General features: G+C 34.7%; 16 protein-coding genes. 6 read left to right on the forward strand and 10 right to left on the reverse strand.

The genetic code is table 11. The annotated features are described in order from the left end of the window. Positions 1-61 precede the first annotated feature (61 nt). From DOK81_RS06415 to DOK81_RS06425, 3 genes are all read right to left on the reverse strand, one after another. Positions 62-697, reverse strand: coding sequence for a DUF998 domain-containing protein (locus tag DOK81_RS06415; protein ID WP_206909431.1), 636 nt, complete (start codon positions 695-697; stop codon positions 62-64). 256 nt (positions 698-953) lie between these two features. Next, a complete protein-coding gene (locus tag DOK81_RS06420; RefSeq protein ID WP_206909432.1) occupies positions 954-2,006 on the reverse strand; it encodes a PTS sugar transporter subunit IIC in 1,053 nt (350 codons plus the stop codon). A 12-nt stretch (positions 2,007-2,018) separates the two neighbouring features. Then, positions 2,019-2,957: a 2-dehydropantoate 2-reductase gene (locus DOK81_RS06425; RefSeq protein ID WP_206909433.1), complete on the reverse strand. Its 939-nt coding sequence runs from the start codon at positions 2,955-2,957 to the stop codon at positions 2,019-2,021. A 291-nt stretch (positions 2,958-3,248) separates the two neighbouring features. Between DOK81_RS06425 and DOK81_RS06430 the strand changes: the two genes are divergently transcribed. After that, positions 3,249-6,242: an alkaline phosphatase family protein gene (locus tag DOK81_RS06430; RefSeq protein WP_206909434.1), complete on the forward strand. Its 2,994-nt coding sequence runs from the start codon at positions 3,249-3,251 to the stop codon at positions 6,240-6,242. Between the two features lie 482 nt (positions 6,243-6,724). Here DOK81_RS06430 and DOK81_RS06435 read toward each other — a convergent pair whose 3' ends face one another. The 3 genes from DOK81_RS06435 to rlmH form a co-directional block, all read right to left on the reverse strand. Then, a complete protein-coding gene (locus DOK81_RS06435; RefSeq protein WP_206909435.1) occupies positions 6,725-7,351 on the reverse strand; it encodes a hypothetical protein in 627 nt (208 codons plus the stop codon). Positions 7,352-7,435: 84 nt separating this feature from the next. Next, on the reverse strand, positions 7,436-7,942 hold the full coding sequence (locus tag DOK81_RS06440) for a DUF1456 family protein (RefSeq protein WP_206909436.1): 507 nt from the start codon (positions 7,940-7,942) through the stop codon (positions 7,436-7,438). A gap of 85 nt (positions 7,943-8,027) precedes the next feature. Further along, the gene (rlmH, locus tag DOK81_RS06445; RefSeq protein ID WP_206909437.1) at positions 8,028-8,507 is read right to left on the reverse strand and encodes a 23S rRNA (pseudouridine(1915)-N(3))-methyltransferase RlmH; all 480 of its coding nucleotides are present in this window, start codon (positions 8,505-8,507) and stop codon (positions 8,028-8,030) included. A gap of 431 nt (positions 8,508-8,938) precedes the next feature. Between rlmH and DOK81_RS06450 the strand changes: the two genes are divergently transcribed. Further along, on the forward strand, positions 8,939-10,219 hold the full coding sequence (locus DOK81_RS06450; RefSeq protein ID WP_206909439.1) for a trypsin-like peptidase domain-containing protein: 1,281 nt from the start codon (positions 8,939-8,941) through the stop codon (positions 10,217-10,219). A gap of 71 nt (positions 10,220-10,290) precedes the next feature. Here the strand turns inward: DOK81_RS06450 and ytpR are convergent, their stop codons facing one another. From ytpR to pepA, 4 genes are all read right to left on the reverse strand, one after another. Then, entirely contained in the window at positions 10,291-10,896 is a 606-nt protein-coding gene (gene ytpR / locus DOK81_RS06455) for a YtpR family tRNA-binding protein (RefSeq protein ID WP_206909441.1), read from the reverse strand. Between the two features lie 193 nt (positions 10,897-11,089). Then, complete coding sequence (locus tag DOK81_RS06460; protein WP_206909442.1) at positions 11,090-11,551, reverse strand: universal stress protein; 462 nt, start codon at positions 11,549-11,551, stop codon at positions 11,090-11,092. A 21-nt stretch (positions 11,552-11,572) separates the two neighbouring features. Next, positions 11,573-11,893: a thioredoxin family protein gene (locus tag DOK81_RS06465; protein WP_206909443.1), complete on the reverse strand. Its 321-nt coding sequence runs from the start codon at positions 11,891-11,893 to the stop codon at positions 11,573-11,575. Positions 11,894-12,041: 148 nt separating this feature from the next. After that, entirely contained in the window at positions 12,042-13,121 is a 1,080-nt protein-coding gene (gene pepA, locus DOK81_RS06470) for a glutamyl aminopeptidase (protein WP_206899439.1), read from the reverse strand. Between the two features lie 195 nt (positions 13,122-13,316). Here pepA and DOK81_RS06475 point away from each other — a divergent pair, with 195 nt between their 5' ends. From DOK81_RS06475 to DOK81_RS06490, 4 genes are all read left to right on the forward strand, one after another. Further along, positions 13,317-13,670 carry a PepSY domain-containing protein gene (locus tag DOK81_RS06475; protein WP_206909444.1) on the forward strand — a complete coding sequence of 118 codons (354 nt, stop codon included), beginning with the start codon at positions 13,317-13,319 and terminating at the stop codon, positions 13,668-13,670. A gap of 172 nt (positions 13,671-13,842) precedes the next feature. Further along, entirely contained in the window at positions 13,843-14,790 is a 948-nt protein-coding gene (locus tag DOK81_RS06480) for a glycosyltransferase family 2 protein (protein WP_206909445.1), read from the forward strand. Between the two features lie 15 nt (positions 14,791-14,805). Beyond that, positions 14,806-16,581, forward strand: coding sequence for a DUF6020 family protein (locus tag DOK81_RS06485; RefSeq protein ID WP_206909446.1), 1,776 nt, complete (start codon positions 14,806-14,808; stop codon positions 16,579-16,581). Further along, the gene (locus DOK81_RS06490; RefSeq protein WP_206909447.1) at positions 16,568-17,755 is read left to right on the forward strand and encodes a hypothetical protein; all 1,188 of its coding nucleotides are present in this window, start codon (positions 16,568-16,570) and stop codon (positions 17,753-17,755) included. The genes DOK81_RS06485 and DOK81_RS06490 overlap by 14 nt, the downstream gene beginning before the upstream one ends. Positions 17,756-17,954 lie beyond the last annotated feature (199 nt).

A 17,954-nucleotide genomic window follows, 5' to 3' on the forward strand; every position in this document is an offset into this window, starting at 1 on the left:
TTACTTGATATTTAGCACAAAGCATAACAATCTCTTATTTAGTCAAGCTTGCCTATGTTTTCTAACTTCGTAATTGAAAAAAGCTTAAACAAATCATCGGCAAATAGTTAAAGAAAAAACTCAAACGTTGAAAAAAGCCCAATTGTTTAAAAAATGTGAACTGACTAATTGACGGAATCCGTGCTAATCCGTAAAGACCTGCGATCAGCAAACTAATAACAGTTAAAACAAGATAAACATGGCTAAGTGTGGTTTGACCCCTTTGTCGATAGAGCAAAACAAGTAACAATGGGAAAAGTAAAAATCCTGCATAGCCTAGTCCAGAACCTGTGTTATGAACCCAAGTCGAAAAATTCCAAGAACTTTCATTCGTATTGATACTGAATAACCCAGTAAAAATACAATCACCTATCCCATATAGACCAACTGCTGCGACTGCAAGTATCGCAAGTGTTTTTGATGTTCCGACAAATAGTTGATACAACGCAGGCAATGACAGAACAAAAAAAAGTCCAGATACAACTGACCAAATCAAAAAAGCACTTCTGACTGGACTATTTACGTCACCAAACAAGCTTATCACGGTAGTCATTTGATTTAGCTTAGGATAAAAAAGACCAAGGATATAAGGGGTCAACAAATCACTAATCACACCTAATAATAAAAAATAAAAACCGTATTTTTGTAAAACAATCATTTTATCTCCTACTTTTTGTGATCATTCAATAATCTAATGATCAAATTTTTTTTATTTTAACACATAATCTTAGTATAGTTGTCTTTTGAACAATCAACAGACGTAAAGCAAGTTTCATCCCCAACTTAGAATTTGTCTTGAACGGAAGAATCAATTTGTCAAACTCCATCTCAATCAAAAAAACGTAAGGCAGATGTCAACAACATCTGACTTACGCATACATCTCCCTCAATCAAAAATTTATTAGCAATATCTACTAACCTAAAAATTTGAACACTTCTTCTCGGTCATACAGTTTAAATACTTTCTCACATAAAAATTGGGTAATCAGTGCCGCAAAAACAGGAATGACTAACCAACAAAGAACAACAAGAACAACATTTAACCCTGCATCTAAAGAAGCCAACGGACCAACGAGCCCGACTACACCAAATCCAGCAGAAGCAGGTGTACCTGAAATAGAAAAGAGTGCAACAGGAATAGCTGTGATCACTGCACTAACTAAACAAGGAATAAGAATTACTGGTTTTCTAAATAAGTTAGGCATCATCATTTTCATCGCGCCTAAAGCAATCGCAATTGTCACACCTGATTTGTTTACCTTCCAAGAATTCACTACTAAAACAAAAGTCGTTGCCGCTACACCCATCGCAGCTGCACCAGCAGAAACACCATCTAATTGGATTGCCATTCCGATTGCTACTGTTGAGATAGGCGAGATAATCAAAAAGGCAAAGGAACAACCAATCAGGATAGACATTAATAACGGTTGTAAAGTAGTGAAGTTATTAATTAATGCACCAATTGCAGAAGTAATCGCTGTTACATAAGGAAACAGATAAAAACCAAGTAACCCAGCACCTACACCTACAACAATTGGCGTTAACACAATCGAAACCGATCCGAAACTATTTCCAATTAGTAAAATCAGCCCGACAGCAATCGACGCTGTCAGCATCGTGTTAATAATATCACCTGTGCCAGCACCAACATAAACACCTGTTTCACCTAACTCAGGTGTGAATTTGACGACACCAGAACCTACAAAAGAAGCGCCAGCTACAACCATCATTCTCATTGGATCAAAGCCAAATTGTAAAGCAATCAAACCACCGATAATCAAAGGAGTTGCTAGTTGAAAAATAACTGCTAACTGTGCGATTGTTACCGCAAAAGGATACGCACTAAAATATTTTAAAATGGCACCTAATACTGCATTCGGAATCAATCCAATAATGATCCCCGTTGCTGTACCAGCAAGAACTTTATTCAGAAAAATTTTCGGTGATATTTTTTGTGAAGTTTCCATTCAATCTCTCCTTTACTTTACATTTAAACTATCTTCTTTTGCATGGACAAGTTCAGTTAAGAAATCACAATAAGGTGTTGCAATATCATATTTCTTACCTTTTCTAGAAATTGCCCCATTGATATAATCGATTTCTGTTAATCGATGATTCTTGATTAGGTCTTGATACATTGAAGGATAATGTAGCCCGATTGTTTCTGGATCAAAACAAGATTCACAATGTGCAATGACTTCTGGAATATCTAGTTCAATGTTTTCTACTGCTGCCACTTTGGCAAATTCATTAACAATCGTTTCCACCATCTTATGAGCAGTTGATGTTCTTCCTAGCTCAGCCATATTAACATCTAAGATCGTACATAGCCCATTCATGGTTCCATTCACACAGGCTTTACGATAAATAGAATAATGAATATTATCAGAAAAATGAGCATTTAGTCCTGATTGAGATAATTTATCCGCCAGTTTTCTCGCAGCTGCTTCTTTTCCAGCACCTAGATTTTGTAACTCTACTGAACCATTGCCAAATAACTTGACCTGACCTGGTCCTTCTAAACCTGCAGTCCACATTGTATTTCCAATATAAATATTTTCCATTGGTACAAACTTCTCAATAATATCTTCATGCCCGATACCATTTAACAAACATAAAACTTCTGTATCTTTTTTGATCAACGATTGGATATCTTGTAGCATCTTTTCTAGCTGCATCGCTTTGGTAAACAGAATAATCAAATCCACCTGATCTTCTTTTTCTACTTCAGATTGAAGAACAATTGGTAACTGTTCTATCACTTCTTCACCATTAAAATTGGCTTTTAAGCCATGCTCTTTGATTTGTTGGACATGGTCTGCCCAACCATCAATTAATAATACGTCATTTCCTCCTTGATGAAGCATTAAGCCAAAACGACTCCCCATTGCGCCAGCACCTGCAATTGCTATTTTCATTTACTCTTCCTCCTTTTTTCTTTCTATTATACTCATTTGAGAATGATTTCACAATCTTGTTTCGTTGTTTGAGTTTTGTTATACAAAATTAGTGGACACAACTGTATAAGCAAGACTACTTAAAAAATGTTGTTCACTATTTTATCAAGCTTCGATTTATATTCAATAATGTATTATTTATTCCCTACACGTTGTTTTTTTGTATATATTAAGTTACGCTATTGTCAATGGACAATTTTCTAGAAAACGTTTTCTAGCATTTTTTATCTAATTTTTGAGAGGTGTTTATTTTTGAAACAAATAAAAAAGAGAAATTATGGTTTCCTAACAATTTTCGTTGCATGTGCAATGATTATTTTACAGCGTATCTTGATGTCAGCAGTCACAGCTCCTACATATGCAGAAAATCCCGGACGGTTCTATATCTATACATTTTTACAGACATCAGTTGTAATTGGTACGAATTTGATCCCCCTTTATATGGGCTATCAGTATCAAAAAATCGCTCGCCTAAAAGGTTCACATTATTTAAGTCGTTTTGCGTTTATTTTCCTAGTAGCCGGACTAGTTTGTAATATCTTTTTTTATGTACAAGCTGGCAGTTTGAATATACGTGATTATTGGTTGATTCTAACTCCTATTAGTCAAAATTACTTTACATACGCTGTTTCTTGTATCTTACTTTTTTGTAGTATTCCTTATGTAGTTAACTTCTTAAATAAACTATCGAATGCAACTATTAAACGACTGCTATTGATTTTAACGATTGGGCTAGTTGGCTGTTCTACTTTATTTAATAAGGATCCATTTGCCTTGCAAGATGGACAGAACATTCTATGGATTTTTTATTTATTTTTGGTTGGTTACGGCGTGAAAGAATGGAACTGGAAAGAAAAGTTTCGTTACAAAATTCCTCAAGTATTCATCAGCTTACTTATTTTATTGTCCTTAGTTATTTTAATGACACAAATTTCACTTATACTTAGAGGAAATACAGATACTGCTTTGAGATTTTCAAAACCCTATTCGCTCTTTGCAATGTATTATACGTTAGCTACATTTTTATTTTTAGAAGGACTTTCCGATAAAATAAAGATAAAGGCAACTGGAGATTTACTTGGAGTTTCTTTGATTGTTACTCAAGTCATATGTAATTTCCCTATAGTTCCTTATCGTGTGTCTACATTTATGAAACGAGAATTTCCAAATTCGGGAAAAGCATGGTTAATAAATATCGGACAGTTTTTTGTTTCCTATTTATTGATAGTATCTGTCTTAGTCTTTCTTTTATTTTATCTGCAAAAAATAAAATTCCTTCGTCGTTTCACCGAACACTTTTCCTTTGATTCAATCGAACAGCTTATACAGAATTCGAAAAGAAGTTTGCGTTGGTTTGTTGCTAATAAAAGTTATTTTTTAGTTGCAGCATTTTTTTACTGCTTTACTTTTATACAGATATTTCTTCTAATACCAAAAGAGGGCTGGAAAGAAGCTATCAAAGTTGCATTAACTATATTCGTTCAGCGTCAAGCCCCAATGATTTTGACAGTGATTATTATTATGGGGTTTTTCTTCTTATTATTGTTAATTTCTAATCGGTTTTGGTACGCCATTACAACTACATTAATCATTAATTTACTACTTACTATTTCAACCGTGATAAAAATGCAAATGCGGGAAGAACCTGTCTTTCCTTCAGATTTAAAGATGCTAACAGGTCTCTCAGAATTATTATCAATGGTCAGTCCAATCTTATTAATCCTAGCTGGATTTATCCTTCTATTATTATTAGTATCTAGCATTATCGTTCAACGAAGACTACAAAAGCAGTACACTTTAAAAATCCATTGGAAACGTCGCTTTGCCAGTATTGCTGTATTACTAGTATGTTTTTCAGGCGTATTCTTCATTAATCACAAAAATTCGCCTTCTTTCTTGCTATTCAATTTGTTCAAAGTAGATAAAACTTTCTTTAATCAGCAAGGGGCAGTAAAATCGAATGGTCCAGTCATTCAGTTTCTAAACAACATTGATATTAAAATTATGGAAGAACCGAAAGACTACTCAAAAGAAAAAATCAATGAGCTAATGGCAACGTATGATAAAAAAGCTGATAAAATTAATCAAACAAGAAATGAATGGTTAGATAATCAGACAATTGTTCTTAATTTAAGCGAAAGTTTTAGTGATCCTGCGCGTGTACCCAATCTAACACTACCTACAGACCCAATTCCTTATATCAAAAACACCATAGCACAAGAAACAGGAGGATTAATGCTCTCTGTTGGATACGGTGGTGGAACAGCCAATATGGAATGGGAAGGATTAACTGGTCTAAGTATCAGCAATCTAGCTGCCTCGTTAGTTACGCCCTATACACAGTTGGTAGAAAGACAACAGGAAAGCCCAAATATTACAGATTTATTTGATGAAAGAATAGCTATCCATCCTTACACAGCTACTCTTTATCGAAGAAAACAAGTCTTCGATAAATTTGGCTTTGACAGATTTTACTACCTAGATAGTCCGAACAAGTTAACTTATACAGATAAAATAGAACAAAGTCCACGTATATCGGACGAATCAGCATACAAAGAAACATTAAAATCCTTGAAGAGCAATACAGAAACTTCACAATTCATACAGTTATCGACTATGCAAAACCACATGCCTTATGATGATTACTACAGTGAATTAAATTACACAGGTGAAGGGACTGCTGTAATCCCTAGCCGTAGAAAAGAACTACAAACTTATATGCAAGGTCTCCATTATACTGATACAGCAGTAAAAGAATTTATCCAAGAAATCGATAAAATTGAAAAACCAATTACCTTTGTCTTTTATGGGGATCATTTGCCTGCCATCTACAGCGGAAATGATTCAAAAAAATACGGGTTAGAGCAACATCAGACAGATTACTTCATATACAGCAATAAATATAGTCGGGAACAAGCAGCTAAATTGAACAAGAAAGTCGTCTCTCCTAATAATTTTGGAGCAATGGCTCTTGAACAAGCAAATCTCAAAGTTACACCTTACTATGCGTTGCTGACAGAAGTATCCGACCAGCTTCCTGCCTTAACGATTGATCCAACAGAAAGTCTGTCAAACCGTTTCAACGGAAAACAAGTCTTCATTTCTAATGATAGTCAAATCATCCAGGAAACAGATTTGACTAAAGAGCAAAAAAAAATTTTAGAAGACTATCGTTTGATCCAGTATGACCTTGTTGCTGGCAAACAGTACAGTGCAACATGGGCGCAACAAAAGATAAAAGATTAACTAAATAAATGAAGAGGAGGCTAACGATTCTTAGTAGCCTCCTCTTTCATTTGCTCTTTAATTATTTAATCGAAATTATCTGTTAAGTTAAGGCGCTGCGCTAATTTTACTAATTCGCCTTTACTCATGTAACTTTGTTGACTCTGCTTCCAATTAGTTATTCGGTATTTTCTTGAAATAAAGATAATTATCAGAACTCACCTTTTGTGTAATTACTCCAAAAGAACTATTTTTTACTACTGATAAATTCTCTGACAATCTTCTGTTCTTCGTGCAGCCACTTTGTTATATAGTTTATTACTTAGGCTCTCATCCATATAAGTTCAAAAAATTACCAATGATAATATATAACTGATCAATACAGACCGATGATATTGGTTAGTATTTATTAAACATTAAAAATATACTTATTTAAAAAGCTAGTTCCCAGATTTTCTTCCATTTTCACAGTTATAGCGAGCATTACCATGAAAAACTGCCTTTTATTGTCTATGAGAATAATAATTTAAAATTGGTACTTCTTGATTAATTAGTTCATCTCCTAATAATCTCTCCAGTTTCTTAGCTTTTCCTGACTCGACGGGAACTATCCAAGCCCAAACTAAATAATTTCGTAAAAGTTCATCATATTTTGCCAATCGTTCATTGCCATATTGAGCCCTTAAAATTATATTTTCAGTACCGGATAAACGATTTGTATTGAGTTGATAAAAAAGATCTCCACCTAAAAAAATACCATCAGAAGATGATTTACCCACGGTAACGACCATTCCATCTTCCCTATGTGTTACGTACAAATATTCATACGGCCTCACTTCACTTAATGAATCAATTATTTCTTGCCCTTTATCTCTAAAAGCCAGTTCTCTCTCACTCTTATTTAGCCAAAGCTTTTTCATGTCAAATGCAATCGGTTGTTTTATTTCCGTAAATTCACTTCTACTATTAATCCAATTTGCAATTAATTTCTTCACATGTTCTAGCGTAAAATTTGATTTATTAGCTACGTACTTTTTTTCTTGTATCAAGGACATTTTGCCACGAAGTTCAAAACTGAGCCTACATCGATCTTTTATTTCTTTGAAAAGTATCTCATCTTCGTTATTCATAGAACCCCTCTATCTCCTTAAATTTCACCTGCTATCAACACTAGCTCTCATCGAAACAACAAACTTTTCTCTGTCGTATGCCATTTATCCTTTACGATTATAAATTCCAAGCCCCTTGAGAAACTTACGCATATATTTATCTCCGCAAGGCTTAAAATTTCGTTGTCCTTCTTTTCTCAAAAATGCGCCGATTTCCCCTTTTGATGGGTAGATTTCTGCCTCAGAAAAAACATCTAAAATATCATCGGTGGTCATAGACAAGGCGATTTTTAGTTTTTTTAGTAACACATTGTTGATGTGTTTTATTTCCTTGCTCTTTTGTGGCGTGTCTGCTGTCGACCTATCGTTTTGCGGACCACGAGCTAAGAGAATCAGACCATTAAGGAATGCGTCAAAAATCTGATTATTAATGGCTTTTTCATACACATTGTTTTCCGCATTGTCTTTGTGCTTGTCTTGGACTTTTGTCAGTACCGCCCTCGCTTCTTCTTTAGTTAATGGTACACCGCCCAGCTCAAAAGCTTTCAGAAAATCTGCATCTTTCAAATCAATGGCATAACGTAGTCGCAATAATCTATCGTTGTTATTCATTTACTTCTCCTAAGTATTTAATATTTACTTCCTTACATACCTTAGCTTCTCTAAAATTTGATTCAATATTGATAATAAAAACGTATCATTTATGATAAGGCGCCCCCGTATTGATCCGAAACACACGATAAATTTGTTCCACTAAAATAAGGCGCATCAATTGATGTGGATAAGTCATTTTACCAAATGAGATTTGTGTATTGCTTCGTTTCATCACAGACTCGCTTAGCCCAAGTGATCCACCAATCACAAATGTCAGATGACTTTTCCCTTGGATACCTAATTGATCAATTTGTTTTGCAAATGCTTCACTCGTTGGATTTTTCCCATTAATTGCCAATGCAAAGACATAATCATGTTCTTTAATCTTTGAAAGAATACGCTCACCTTCCCTGTCTTTGACTTGTTGCATCTGTGCATCACTTAAATTTTCTGGCGCTTTTTCATCAGGCACTTCAATCAATTCCATTTTTGCATACGCCCCAAGACGTTTTACATATTCGTTGATTCCTTGAATTAGATACTTTTCCTTTAATTTCCCAACAGATATTATTTTAATATTCATCTTCTACCCCTTTATCCACACAAAATTACTGCTATTAACATTTCACTTTAGTTTATCATGCTTTTTTCTTTTTTTCTTCCGCACAAGTGGAAAAGTTTTGCACACATAGTTATGCACAACATCCACAGGTTTATCCACAGAAATCCCTGTTTTTTTCCTTGTTTTATCACTATTTTTGATACAAACATATGTTTCTCCCATTTTTATCCACTTTATCAACACCCTGTGCATAACTTTCATACTTAGTTTTCCTCAATAAAAACAAAAAGTTTTGCACAACTACTGTGGAAAACAACAACTAAATTTTTTCATCTGTAAACAAATATTTTTCCTAAAGTTTTTCATAAAAAGTTCACAGTCTAAAAGTAGACTAAATTTATCAAATGAGTCTATACTAATGATAGATAAAAAAGTGAACGGAGGAGGAACACATGGATAAAAAAGATGTGACACCTAAAATGAAAAAAAATAATCAGGGATTTTGGAGAAAGTTAGGACTTGGCCTCGTTGGTGGTGTCCTTGGCGGATTGATTACTGCAGGTATATTTTATGGTGCTATGGGCTCGTCTTTTACAACTTCTTCAACCAGCGCAAGCGGCAATCAAAATTCTGCTGGTGAAACAGTCGTTGAGAATGTCAAAGTTAATGTTGAATCTGATATTACTAGTGCTGTTGATAAAGTACAAGGCGCTGTCGTTTCAGTCATCAATTTGCAAAACCAAAATCAATCAAGCGAATTCGGTCAGCTCTTTGGACAACAGGAACAAAGCAGTTCTGATGAGAATTTAGAAGCTTATAGCGAAGGTAGTGGTGTCATTTATAAGAAAGATGGAAACTCTGCCTATATCGTTACAAACAATCACGTAGTCGATGGCCAACAAGGTTTAGAAGTTTTACTGAAAGACGGAAGTAAAGTAAAGGCTGAATTAGTGGGAACGGATGCTTATTCTGACTTAGCAGTACTAAAAATCAATGCTGATAAAGTCGATACAGTTGCTTCATTTGGTGACTCTGAATCCTTAAAAGTTGGTGAGCCTGCTATTGCGATCGGTTCGCCACTTGGCTCAGCTTATGCTAACTCAGTAACTTCAGGTATCGTTTCTTCTTTAAATCGTCAAGTAACTAGTACCAATGAATCAAACGAAACAGTCAATATCAATGCAATCCAAACCGATGCGGCAATCAATCCTGGGAATTCAGGTGGTCCATTAGTAAACATTGAAGGACAAGTAATCGGAATCAACTCAAGCAAGATTGCTAGTACATCAGAATCTTCATCTGATGTAAATGTGGAAGGCATGGGCTTTGCAATTCCAAGTAATGATGTAGTGAATGTAATCAATCAATTAGAAAAAGATGGAAAAGTAACCCGTCCTGCACTAGGAATCACAATGGTCGACTTGTCTGCTATCTCTACACAACAACAAGAACAAGTATTGAAGATTCCAACTTCAGTGACAAATGGTGTCATCGTAACTAATGTTCAAGCAGCTACTCCTGCTGAAAAAGCAGGATTGAAACAATACGACGTTATCACTAAAATTGATGATACTGAAGTTTCTTCTGGGGTAGAGTTACAAACTGCACTTTACAAGAAAAAAGTTGGTGACAGTGTCAAAGTAACTTACTACCGAGGATCTGAAGAAAAAACTGCTACGGTAGAATTGACAATCGATCAATCTTCATTGAAACAAAATAATTCAAATCAATAATAATGTGTAACAAAAAAGGTGGGACAAAACGAAACGACGTTTTGCCCCACCTTTTTCCATTCATTTAATTTCTATTTAGGAAATGCTTCACCAACAACTGCATCTTCTGGTAAGACTAAAATTCCTTTTTCTGTTGGCGCATCTGGCAAATGTAATTCGCGAGCCGAACAGATCATACCGTAGCTCTCTACGCCACGTAATGATCCAGGCCAAATCATCAAGCCATCAGGCATCATTGCGCCCGGTTTTGCCACAACCACTTTTTGTCCAGCTTCGATATTGGGCGCGCCACAAACGATTTGTAAAACATTTCCATTATCAACTTCTGTTTCTGTAATGGATAAATGATCAGAATCAGGATGTGGGACACATGTTTTAACATAGCCAACAACAATTTTAGGTTCATTATCCGCAATCAATGTCTCGGTAAAACCAGCTTCTTTAATCAAACGATTTAATTCCGCTAATTGTTCTTGGTTAATTGTTACTTGTCCATTTCCTTCAATAGCCAAATGATCAGAAATGTGGAAAAAGTTCCAAGCAACGATTTGACCAGAAGCATCTTTCACTTGAGCTACATTCCATTTCCGTTCAACTTTATTTTCAGTTCCTTTGTCGTCGGCTACAACTACCATTAAGGTATCTCCGACGTGTGCTTTGTTATAAGCAAAAATCATGTTCTTTCCTCCATTATCTCTTGCTGAGGTTTATCTTAACAAAAAAAACACACTTCTGCATGAGATTTTTTTCATTCGCGTCATGAAAAATGACCAAAAAAAGGGAGTGACAAAAGTCAACTTTTGAGTTTGCCACCCACTTTTTTCAACATAGTACTTTTCAACAATCATTGAGTAAAAGAAAGCGAAGATTCTATGCTTCCTCGTCTTTTTCTTCGGTCACAATCAATACATCACAAGGTGCTCGACGAATAACATGGCTAGCCACGCTACCGGTCATAAAACGTTCAACAGCATTTAAGCCAGATTGCCCAACCATGATAAGGTCAATCTGATATTTTTTTGGTAAATTAACAGCCATTGCTTCTTTAACTGACCCGTAAGCTATAATTCCTTCAATCTTTGTATAGTCGACTGATTTTCCATAGTCTTTACAACTTTGAATCATTTCTTTAGCGTTTTCCGTTCCTTGATCGATCAAATTTTGATCCATTGGTGCGTAACCCATAAAATTATAAAATTGTTGGTCAATCACGTTGGCCACATAAACTGTTCCGTTATTTCGACGAGCAACCTCTACTGCTTTTTTAAATGCAGCATTGGCTTGTTCGCTACCATCAATACCTACTAAAATATTTTTATACTCTTGATCCATTTCGACCCCTCCTAATAGATGTTAATCAACTGTGACACTTTTTAGGAAATCTTCAATCTCTTGCTTCGTTTTACGATTTTTATTCACTAATCGTCCTAACTCTTTACCATCTTCAATGACTACAAAACTAGGGATACCAAAAATACTCCAATTTGCAGCAATATCGATATATTTATCACGATCGACTTCAATAAAATGCCAATCAGAAAAATCTTGTTCAATTTCTGGTAGCTGTGGTTTGATAAAACGACAATCACCGCACCAATCGGCTGTAAAGAAAAATACGTTTTTTCCTTTTTCTACATAACTTGCTAATTCCTCTAGACTTTTTGGAATAATCATCCGTTTTCTTTCCTCCTACTATCATCTTTACTTAAATTATACACCTTTCTCACAAACTGACAAACGTTTGAAGATTTTTGTTTTGATAAAAAAAATCTGATAAAATAGAAAATTTCTATCTTATCAGATTTCTTATATTTAGCTTCAATTATTTTCCGTAAACAATCGTATTTACAGTTGATTTGTCTAAGCCTTTCAGTGTTTGAATCAGCATTTCTCTTGCTGCTTCAAAGTCGCTGATGCTAAACATTGTTTGGTGTGTGTGGATGTAACGTCCTACTACGCCAATAACTGTACTTGGGATTCCTTCGTTTTGAGTATGAGCAGCACCTGCGTCTGTTCCACCTTTTGAAACAAAGTATTGGTACGGGATATTGTTTGTTTCTGCAACATCTAACAGATATTCACGTAAACGAGGCAACATGATCAAACCAGGATCTTGGATACGCATCAGTGTACCTTCTCCTAAGTGTCCAAAGGTTCCTTTTTTCGTTACAGTATCATCTGCAGCAGAGCAGTCTACCGCAAAGAATAAATCAGGTTTAAATTTATTGACAGATGCTTTTGATCCACGCAAGCCAACTTCTTCTTGCACATTCGCCCCTGCAATCAAAGTGTGGCCTAATTTTTCATTTTGTAACGCTTCTAGTGCTTCTAAAACCATTGTACAACCATAACGATTGTCCCAAGATTTGCTGATAATATTTTTCCCATTTGCCGTTTTGATCGTTTCAGCAAAAGGTACGATCGTATCACCAGGTAAGACGCCATAGCTCATGGCTTCTTCACGTGATTCAAATCCTGCATCAAATAAAATATCTGTTACTTCGACTGATTTTTGACCGCTTGTTCCACGTAGTAAATGTGGTGGAACTGATGAAGAAATACAAGGATAATTTTTACCAGATGATGTTTTCAAAGTAAAACGTTGTGCCGAAACAACATAAGGATTCCAGCCACCTAAAGGAACTACTTTAAATAAACCATTATCTTGGATTTGAGTTAGCATAAATCCAACTTCATCCATGTGTGCTGCCACCATTACTCGTGGTGCATCTGCATCTTCATGGTTACGCAACCCAAAAATGCCACCAAGACCATCTAGTTGTAACTCATCCACTAATGGTTCCATGTGTCCTTCCATGTATGCACGAATATCTTGTTCAAATCCACTTGTTCCTTGTAATTCAGTTAGTTCTTTAATACGTTGAAATGTTTTTTCTTCCATAATATATCGTCTAAATTTCAGACTAAACTCCTCTCAGACTTTTATTTGATCCATTCAAAAAAAGTTTTCTCCGAATAAATCGACGTTTTCATTATAACTTATTTTGCGAAAGATTGGTTATTTATTTCTGAGAAAAACCGAGAGTATGGTAGAATAAACCCAGATACATGAAGTGAAAGAAGGAGGATTACCTGAATGTCCAAAGAAAAAGACTACAATTATTTTAAAGGCGGATTAGCGCTTGGTGTTGGCCTTGGTCTCTTAACTGGTGTTGCTTCCACAGTCTGGTATCATCACAAAAAATCATTGACCGCGGATCAAGTCCTTTCCAAGATTAAAAATGCCTTTTTAAAAGAAGGCTCAATTGAAGGTTCATGGATCTCTTTTGAAAAAGAACCAATTAGAAAATTTGCGATTCACTCAAATGGTTATCGCGGGGGAATTTCTCGAATGGAAGATGGCGAAATCGTCTACTATGAATTCTTAGCCGATGCTCATACTGGAACTGTGTTAGATATTTCCCGAGAAAAGTATGAATCCACTTTTTAAGACGAAAAACATCTCTCCCTTAGAAAAAATCTGCATTTTTTCTAAGGGACTTTTTCGTTAAAAAATAACTTTACTTTTAGCAAAAATGATTTTTATCTATCTGAACTTATCTAGCATTCTAAGCTAATATACGTTATTCTTAAACTAGTTTTTAAATTAAGGAGAGTGCAACATGGAACAACGTGAAAAAATTGCTGTATTGATTCCCTGCTACAATGAAGAAGCAACGATTTCAACAGTTATTGCTGATTTTAAACGGGAACTACCTGAGGCAGATATTTATGTTTATGACAATAATTCAACCGACAAAACCTATGATCTTGCCATTCAAGGTGGCGCTATCGTCAAAAAAGAACCACGACAAGGTAAAGGAAACGTGATTCGCCAAATGTTTTTTGATATTGATGCCGATTATTACTTGATGGTTGATGGCGATGATACGTACCCAGCTGAAGCTGTTCATGGCTTATTAGAAAAATTACGTTCTGGTGAAGCTGACATGGTAATCGGTGATCGTTTATCAAACGGTACGTATTTTGATGAAAACAAACGGCCCTTTCATGATCTTGGTAATAACCTAGTCAAAAACTCGATCGCAAAATTATATAAAACAGACATTAAAGATGTTATGACTGGTTATCGCGGTTTCAATCGAATTTTCGTCAAAAGCTTTCCGATTATGAGCTCTGGTTTTCAAATCGAAACTGAATTAACGATCCATGCTTTGGATAAAAAATTCAAACTAGTCGAAGTACCAATTGACTACCGTGACCGCCCAGAAGGTAGCGAGTCAAAATTAAATACTTTTTCAGATGGTTTTAAAGTAATTATGATGATTATCAAGATGTGTAAAGACTACAAACCATTACTTTTTTTTGGTATTTGGACAATCCTTTTCTTCGTATTAGGTTTACTTGTAGGTATTCCAGTTATACGTGAGTTTATGGTGACAGGATTCATCGAACGTATTCCTTCTGCTATTCTGAGCACTGGGTTAATGACAATGGCTATGCTTTCTTTGATTACTGGTTTGATCTTAGATACTGTCGTGTCGAATGCAAAAAAAGAATACGAGCTGAATTTATACCATGTCTACCATGAACAACAAAAAGAAAAGTAGTTTGAGGAGGTTCGTATGAATTTAACTATCGCCTATCCTTTTTCTAGGTTTCTATTACTATTGGCTACTTTTTTCCTTTCATTTTTAACAGCTTACGGCTTTGGTTCACTGAATCCAGTAGTTATTATATCTCTAGTAGGATTACTTCTAATCGCATTGATGCAAGAAGGAAAACATCTGTTATCATTTAAACAACCTAGACTTGCTTTTTTAAATGTGATTTTTTCAATGATTTTTGCACTGACTTTAATGACTAAAAATCGGATTCATTTTGAAAGGGTCTCTGGAAACTATCACGAAACAACAATTGATTCTTTCGGTATTTTTCAATTCACACTTTTTGTTGCAATGTTATTTTATTTCTTTTTGATTTTACAATATGCACAAATCTTATTACCTAAAATGAAAGTGAAACTGGAAAGATTTGAAACTCAGTATTTTTCGTTTGGTAGATACTTCATCTTCTTCACACTACTTCTATTAATTTGTTGGAGTCCTTATGCGCTAACTTTATATCCTGGTGTAGTTTTACCTGATTCATTAAGTTCAGTCGCACAAGCGATGGGAGATCAACCAATAAATAATCATCATCCAGTTCTATTTACATTGATCGTAAAATTTTTCGTTCATGATTTGCCTACTAAGAGCATCAATCATGGCGTTTTCCTTTTTTCAATTATACAATCAATTCTTTTAGCAACTACCATCAGTTATTCTCTCTGCTGGTTACTAAAAAAGAAAGTGAATAAATTTGTCATTCTTCTCGCAACTAGTTACTTTGCTTTAGCACCTGTTTTTCCAATCTATGCATTGAATATGCAAAAAGATATTTTGTTTTCTATTGCATGTCTATTATTCTCGTTAACATTATTTGATTTTATCGTTGAGAGTAAAGTGAATTTCACAAGAAAATTAGTTATTATTTTGTTTGCTTTACTAACCACTTATCTAAGAAATAATGGGTTGTATGTTGTGGTGGGGACAGGAATTATTGCTCTAGTTATTTCACTCAAGAACCGACAAATCAAAGCCATTTCCCAAGTGATTGCAGGTTATCTTTTACTCACAGTCTTAGTTATTCAACCACTCATGACTAGATATGCAGTTCCAACAGCTTCCGCTGAACGATTAGGCGTACCAATGCAACAGATCACCAGAGCAATCGTTATGGATGGAGATTTAGCTAAAGATGATTTAGCCTTAATGGATAAAATCCTACCTCTACAAGACTATGAAGCTTATACACCAAGTCTAGCTGACTCCATTAAATGGCATAAAAATTTTAACAATACTTTCTTAGACGAACATAATAAAGAATTCTTACTCTTATGGGGTAGAAATTTACCAAAAAACCTTTCTATTTACACTGACGCTTATATTCTAGAAACATTTGGTTTTTGGGTTCCTGGCGTAAAAAATAACTATGGTTTTCTTGATACTCGTGTCAACACCAATAATTATGGTATCACTCAAATTAATTTAATTGAGCGTTTTATGGGTATCTCAAGCACAACAAAATTGATTGACGCACGAAATTTTTTGGGTTCTGGCACCTTATTATGGTTACTTATTTTTAGTGTTTTTCTTTTACTATCTCAAAAAAAATATCGATTTTTATTACTTCTATCACCAGGAATACTTGTCTTTCTAACTATCATGATTGCCACTCCTGTTGCGTTTAGCTTACGCTATGTCTTTATTTTAGCATTGGGGCTACCTATTTATCTTTTGATACCATTTATCAAATTTGATTTTGAAAAAAAAGAAGGAGTCGATTATGAAACTAATTAAAAAAACTACGATTATTTTCTTTTTATTAATTTTTAGTTATTGTCTAACTTTAACTATCGCTTATAGCATTCCAGATCGTTTTCTTTCGTCTCATGTAACCAGTTCAGTCAAAATATTTGAAAAAGAAGGCAATTATCCTACAATCAATTCAGCGAATGAAAATGGTACAAAATTAGATAATTTTACAGACAAGTTGATGGTAAAGAAATCAATGAAAGATCATAAATTATCCCTTGTAGAAAATATTATGTCGATAAACGGCTATCCTCGGTATTGGCATGGTTATCAAGTATTTTTACGTCCATTGTTAGCAGCTATGTCTCTTGGCAGTATCCGAATGATTTATGCTTCTCTTTTATTTCTTTTGATTGGAATTGTCTCCTACTTTTTAATAAAAAGAACAGACATTTATTTGGGGATTGCTTTCTTATTGTCGTTAGCTGCAGCTAACGTGTCAGTTTTCTTTTTCAGTATGCAGTTTTCAAATATTTTGATTCTGACCTTATTCGCTTTATTATTACTTTTAGTAAAACCAAAACTATTTCAAGACAAAAGTAGCATTCTTCTTTATTTTTTTAGTATTGGTTCTCTAGCAAACTTTTTTGATTTACTAACAACACCTTTGATTTCTTGGGGAATTCCGATTGTTGTCCTTTTCTATCTAAATAGTAAAGATGTTAAAAAGCAGGATACTTCTTTAGGCAAAAAAATAGAAATATTCTTATCCACTGGTTTTTTCTGGTCAATCGGCTACGGCTTAACTTGGTTGAGTAAATGGATCATTTCTTCAGTTATTCTTAAACAAAATATCGTAAAGGATGCTTTCAATCAGATTCTTTTTCGAACAGAGGGAAATGAGAAATATCCTTTACATCGATTAGCAATGCTTAAGGACAACTTCACTTTAATGTATCCTAAAGTAATTATCTTATTGTTAGCAATAACCTGTTTTATTTTCCTATATCTTGCATATAAAAACCGAACAGAGCATTTACCGTTTCAATTTGTTTTAGTATTCTTACTTATTGCCATCACACCTTATATTTGGTATAACGTTTTAGCTAACCACTCACAAATCCATCATTGGTTTACTTATCGGACGCAAATCGTCACCACGTTTGCTATATTAGGTGGTTTTGCTTGCCTTATTCCACCTAAAAAAATAGTCAAATAAAAAGGTGAGACAGAAAAAATTCTGTCTCACCTTTTTATTTTAGTTGACTAATCACAACTTTTACTTCGCCAAACGATAAATGGCATCTGCATAAATTGCAGTTGCTCTGAACAAGTCATCAAGGCTCATAAATTCATTTGCCTGGTGCATTGTATCTGTATAGCCTGGGAACATTGCCCCATAAGCAACACCACGTTTT

This window comes from Enterococcus sp. DIV0660C (assembly GCF_017316125.1).
Classification (GTDB): domain Bacteria; phylum Bacillota; class Bacilli; order Lactobacillales; family Enterococcaceae; genus Enterococcus_B.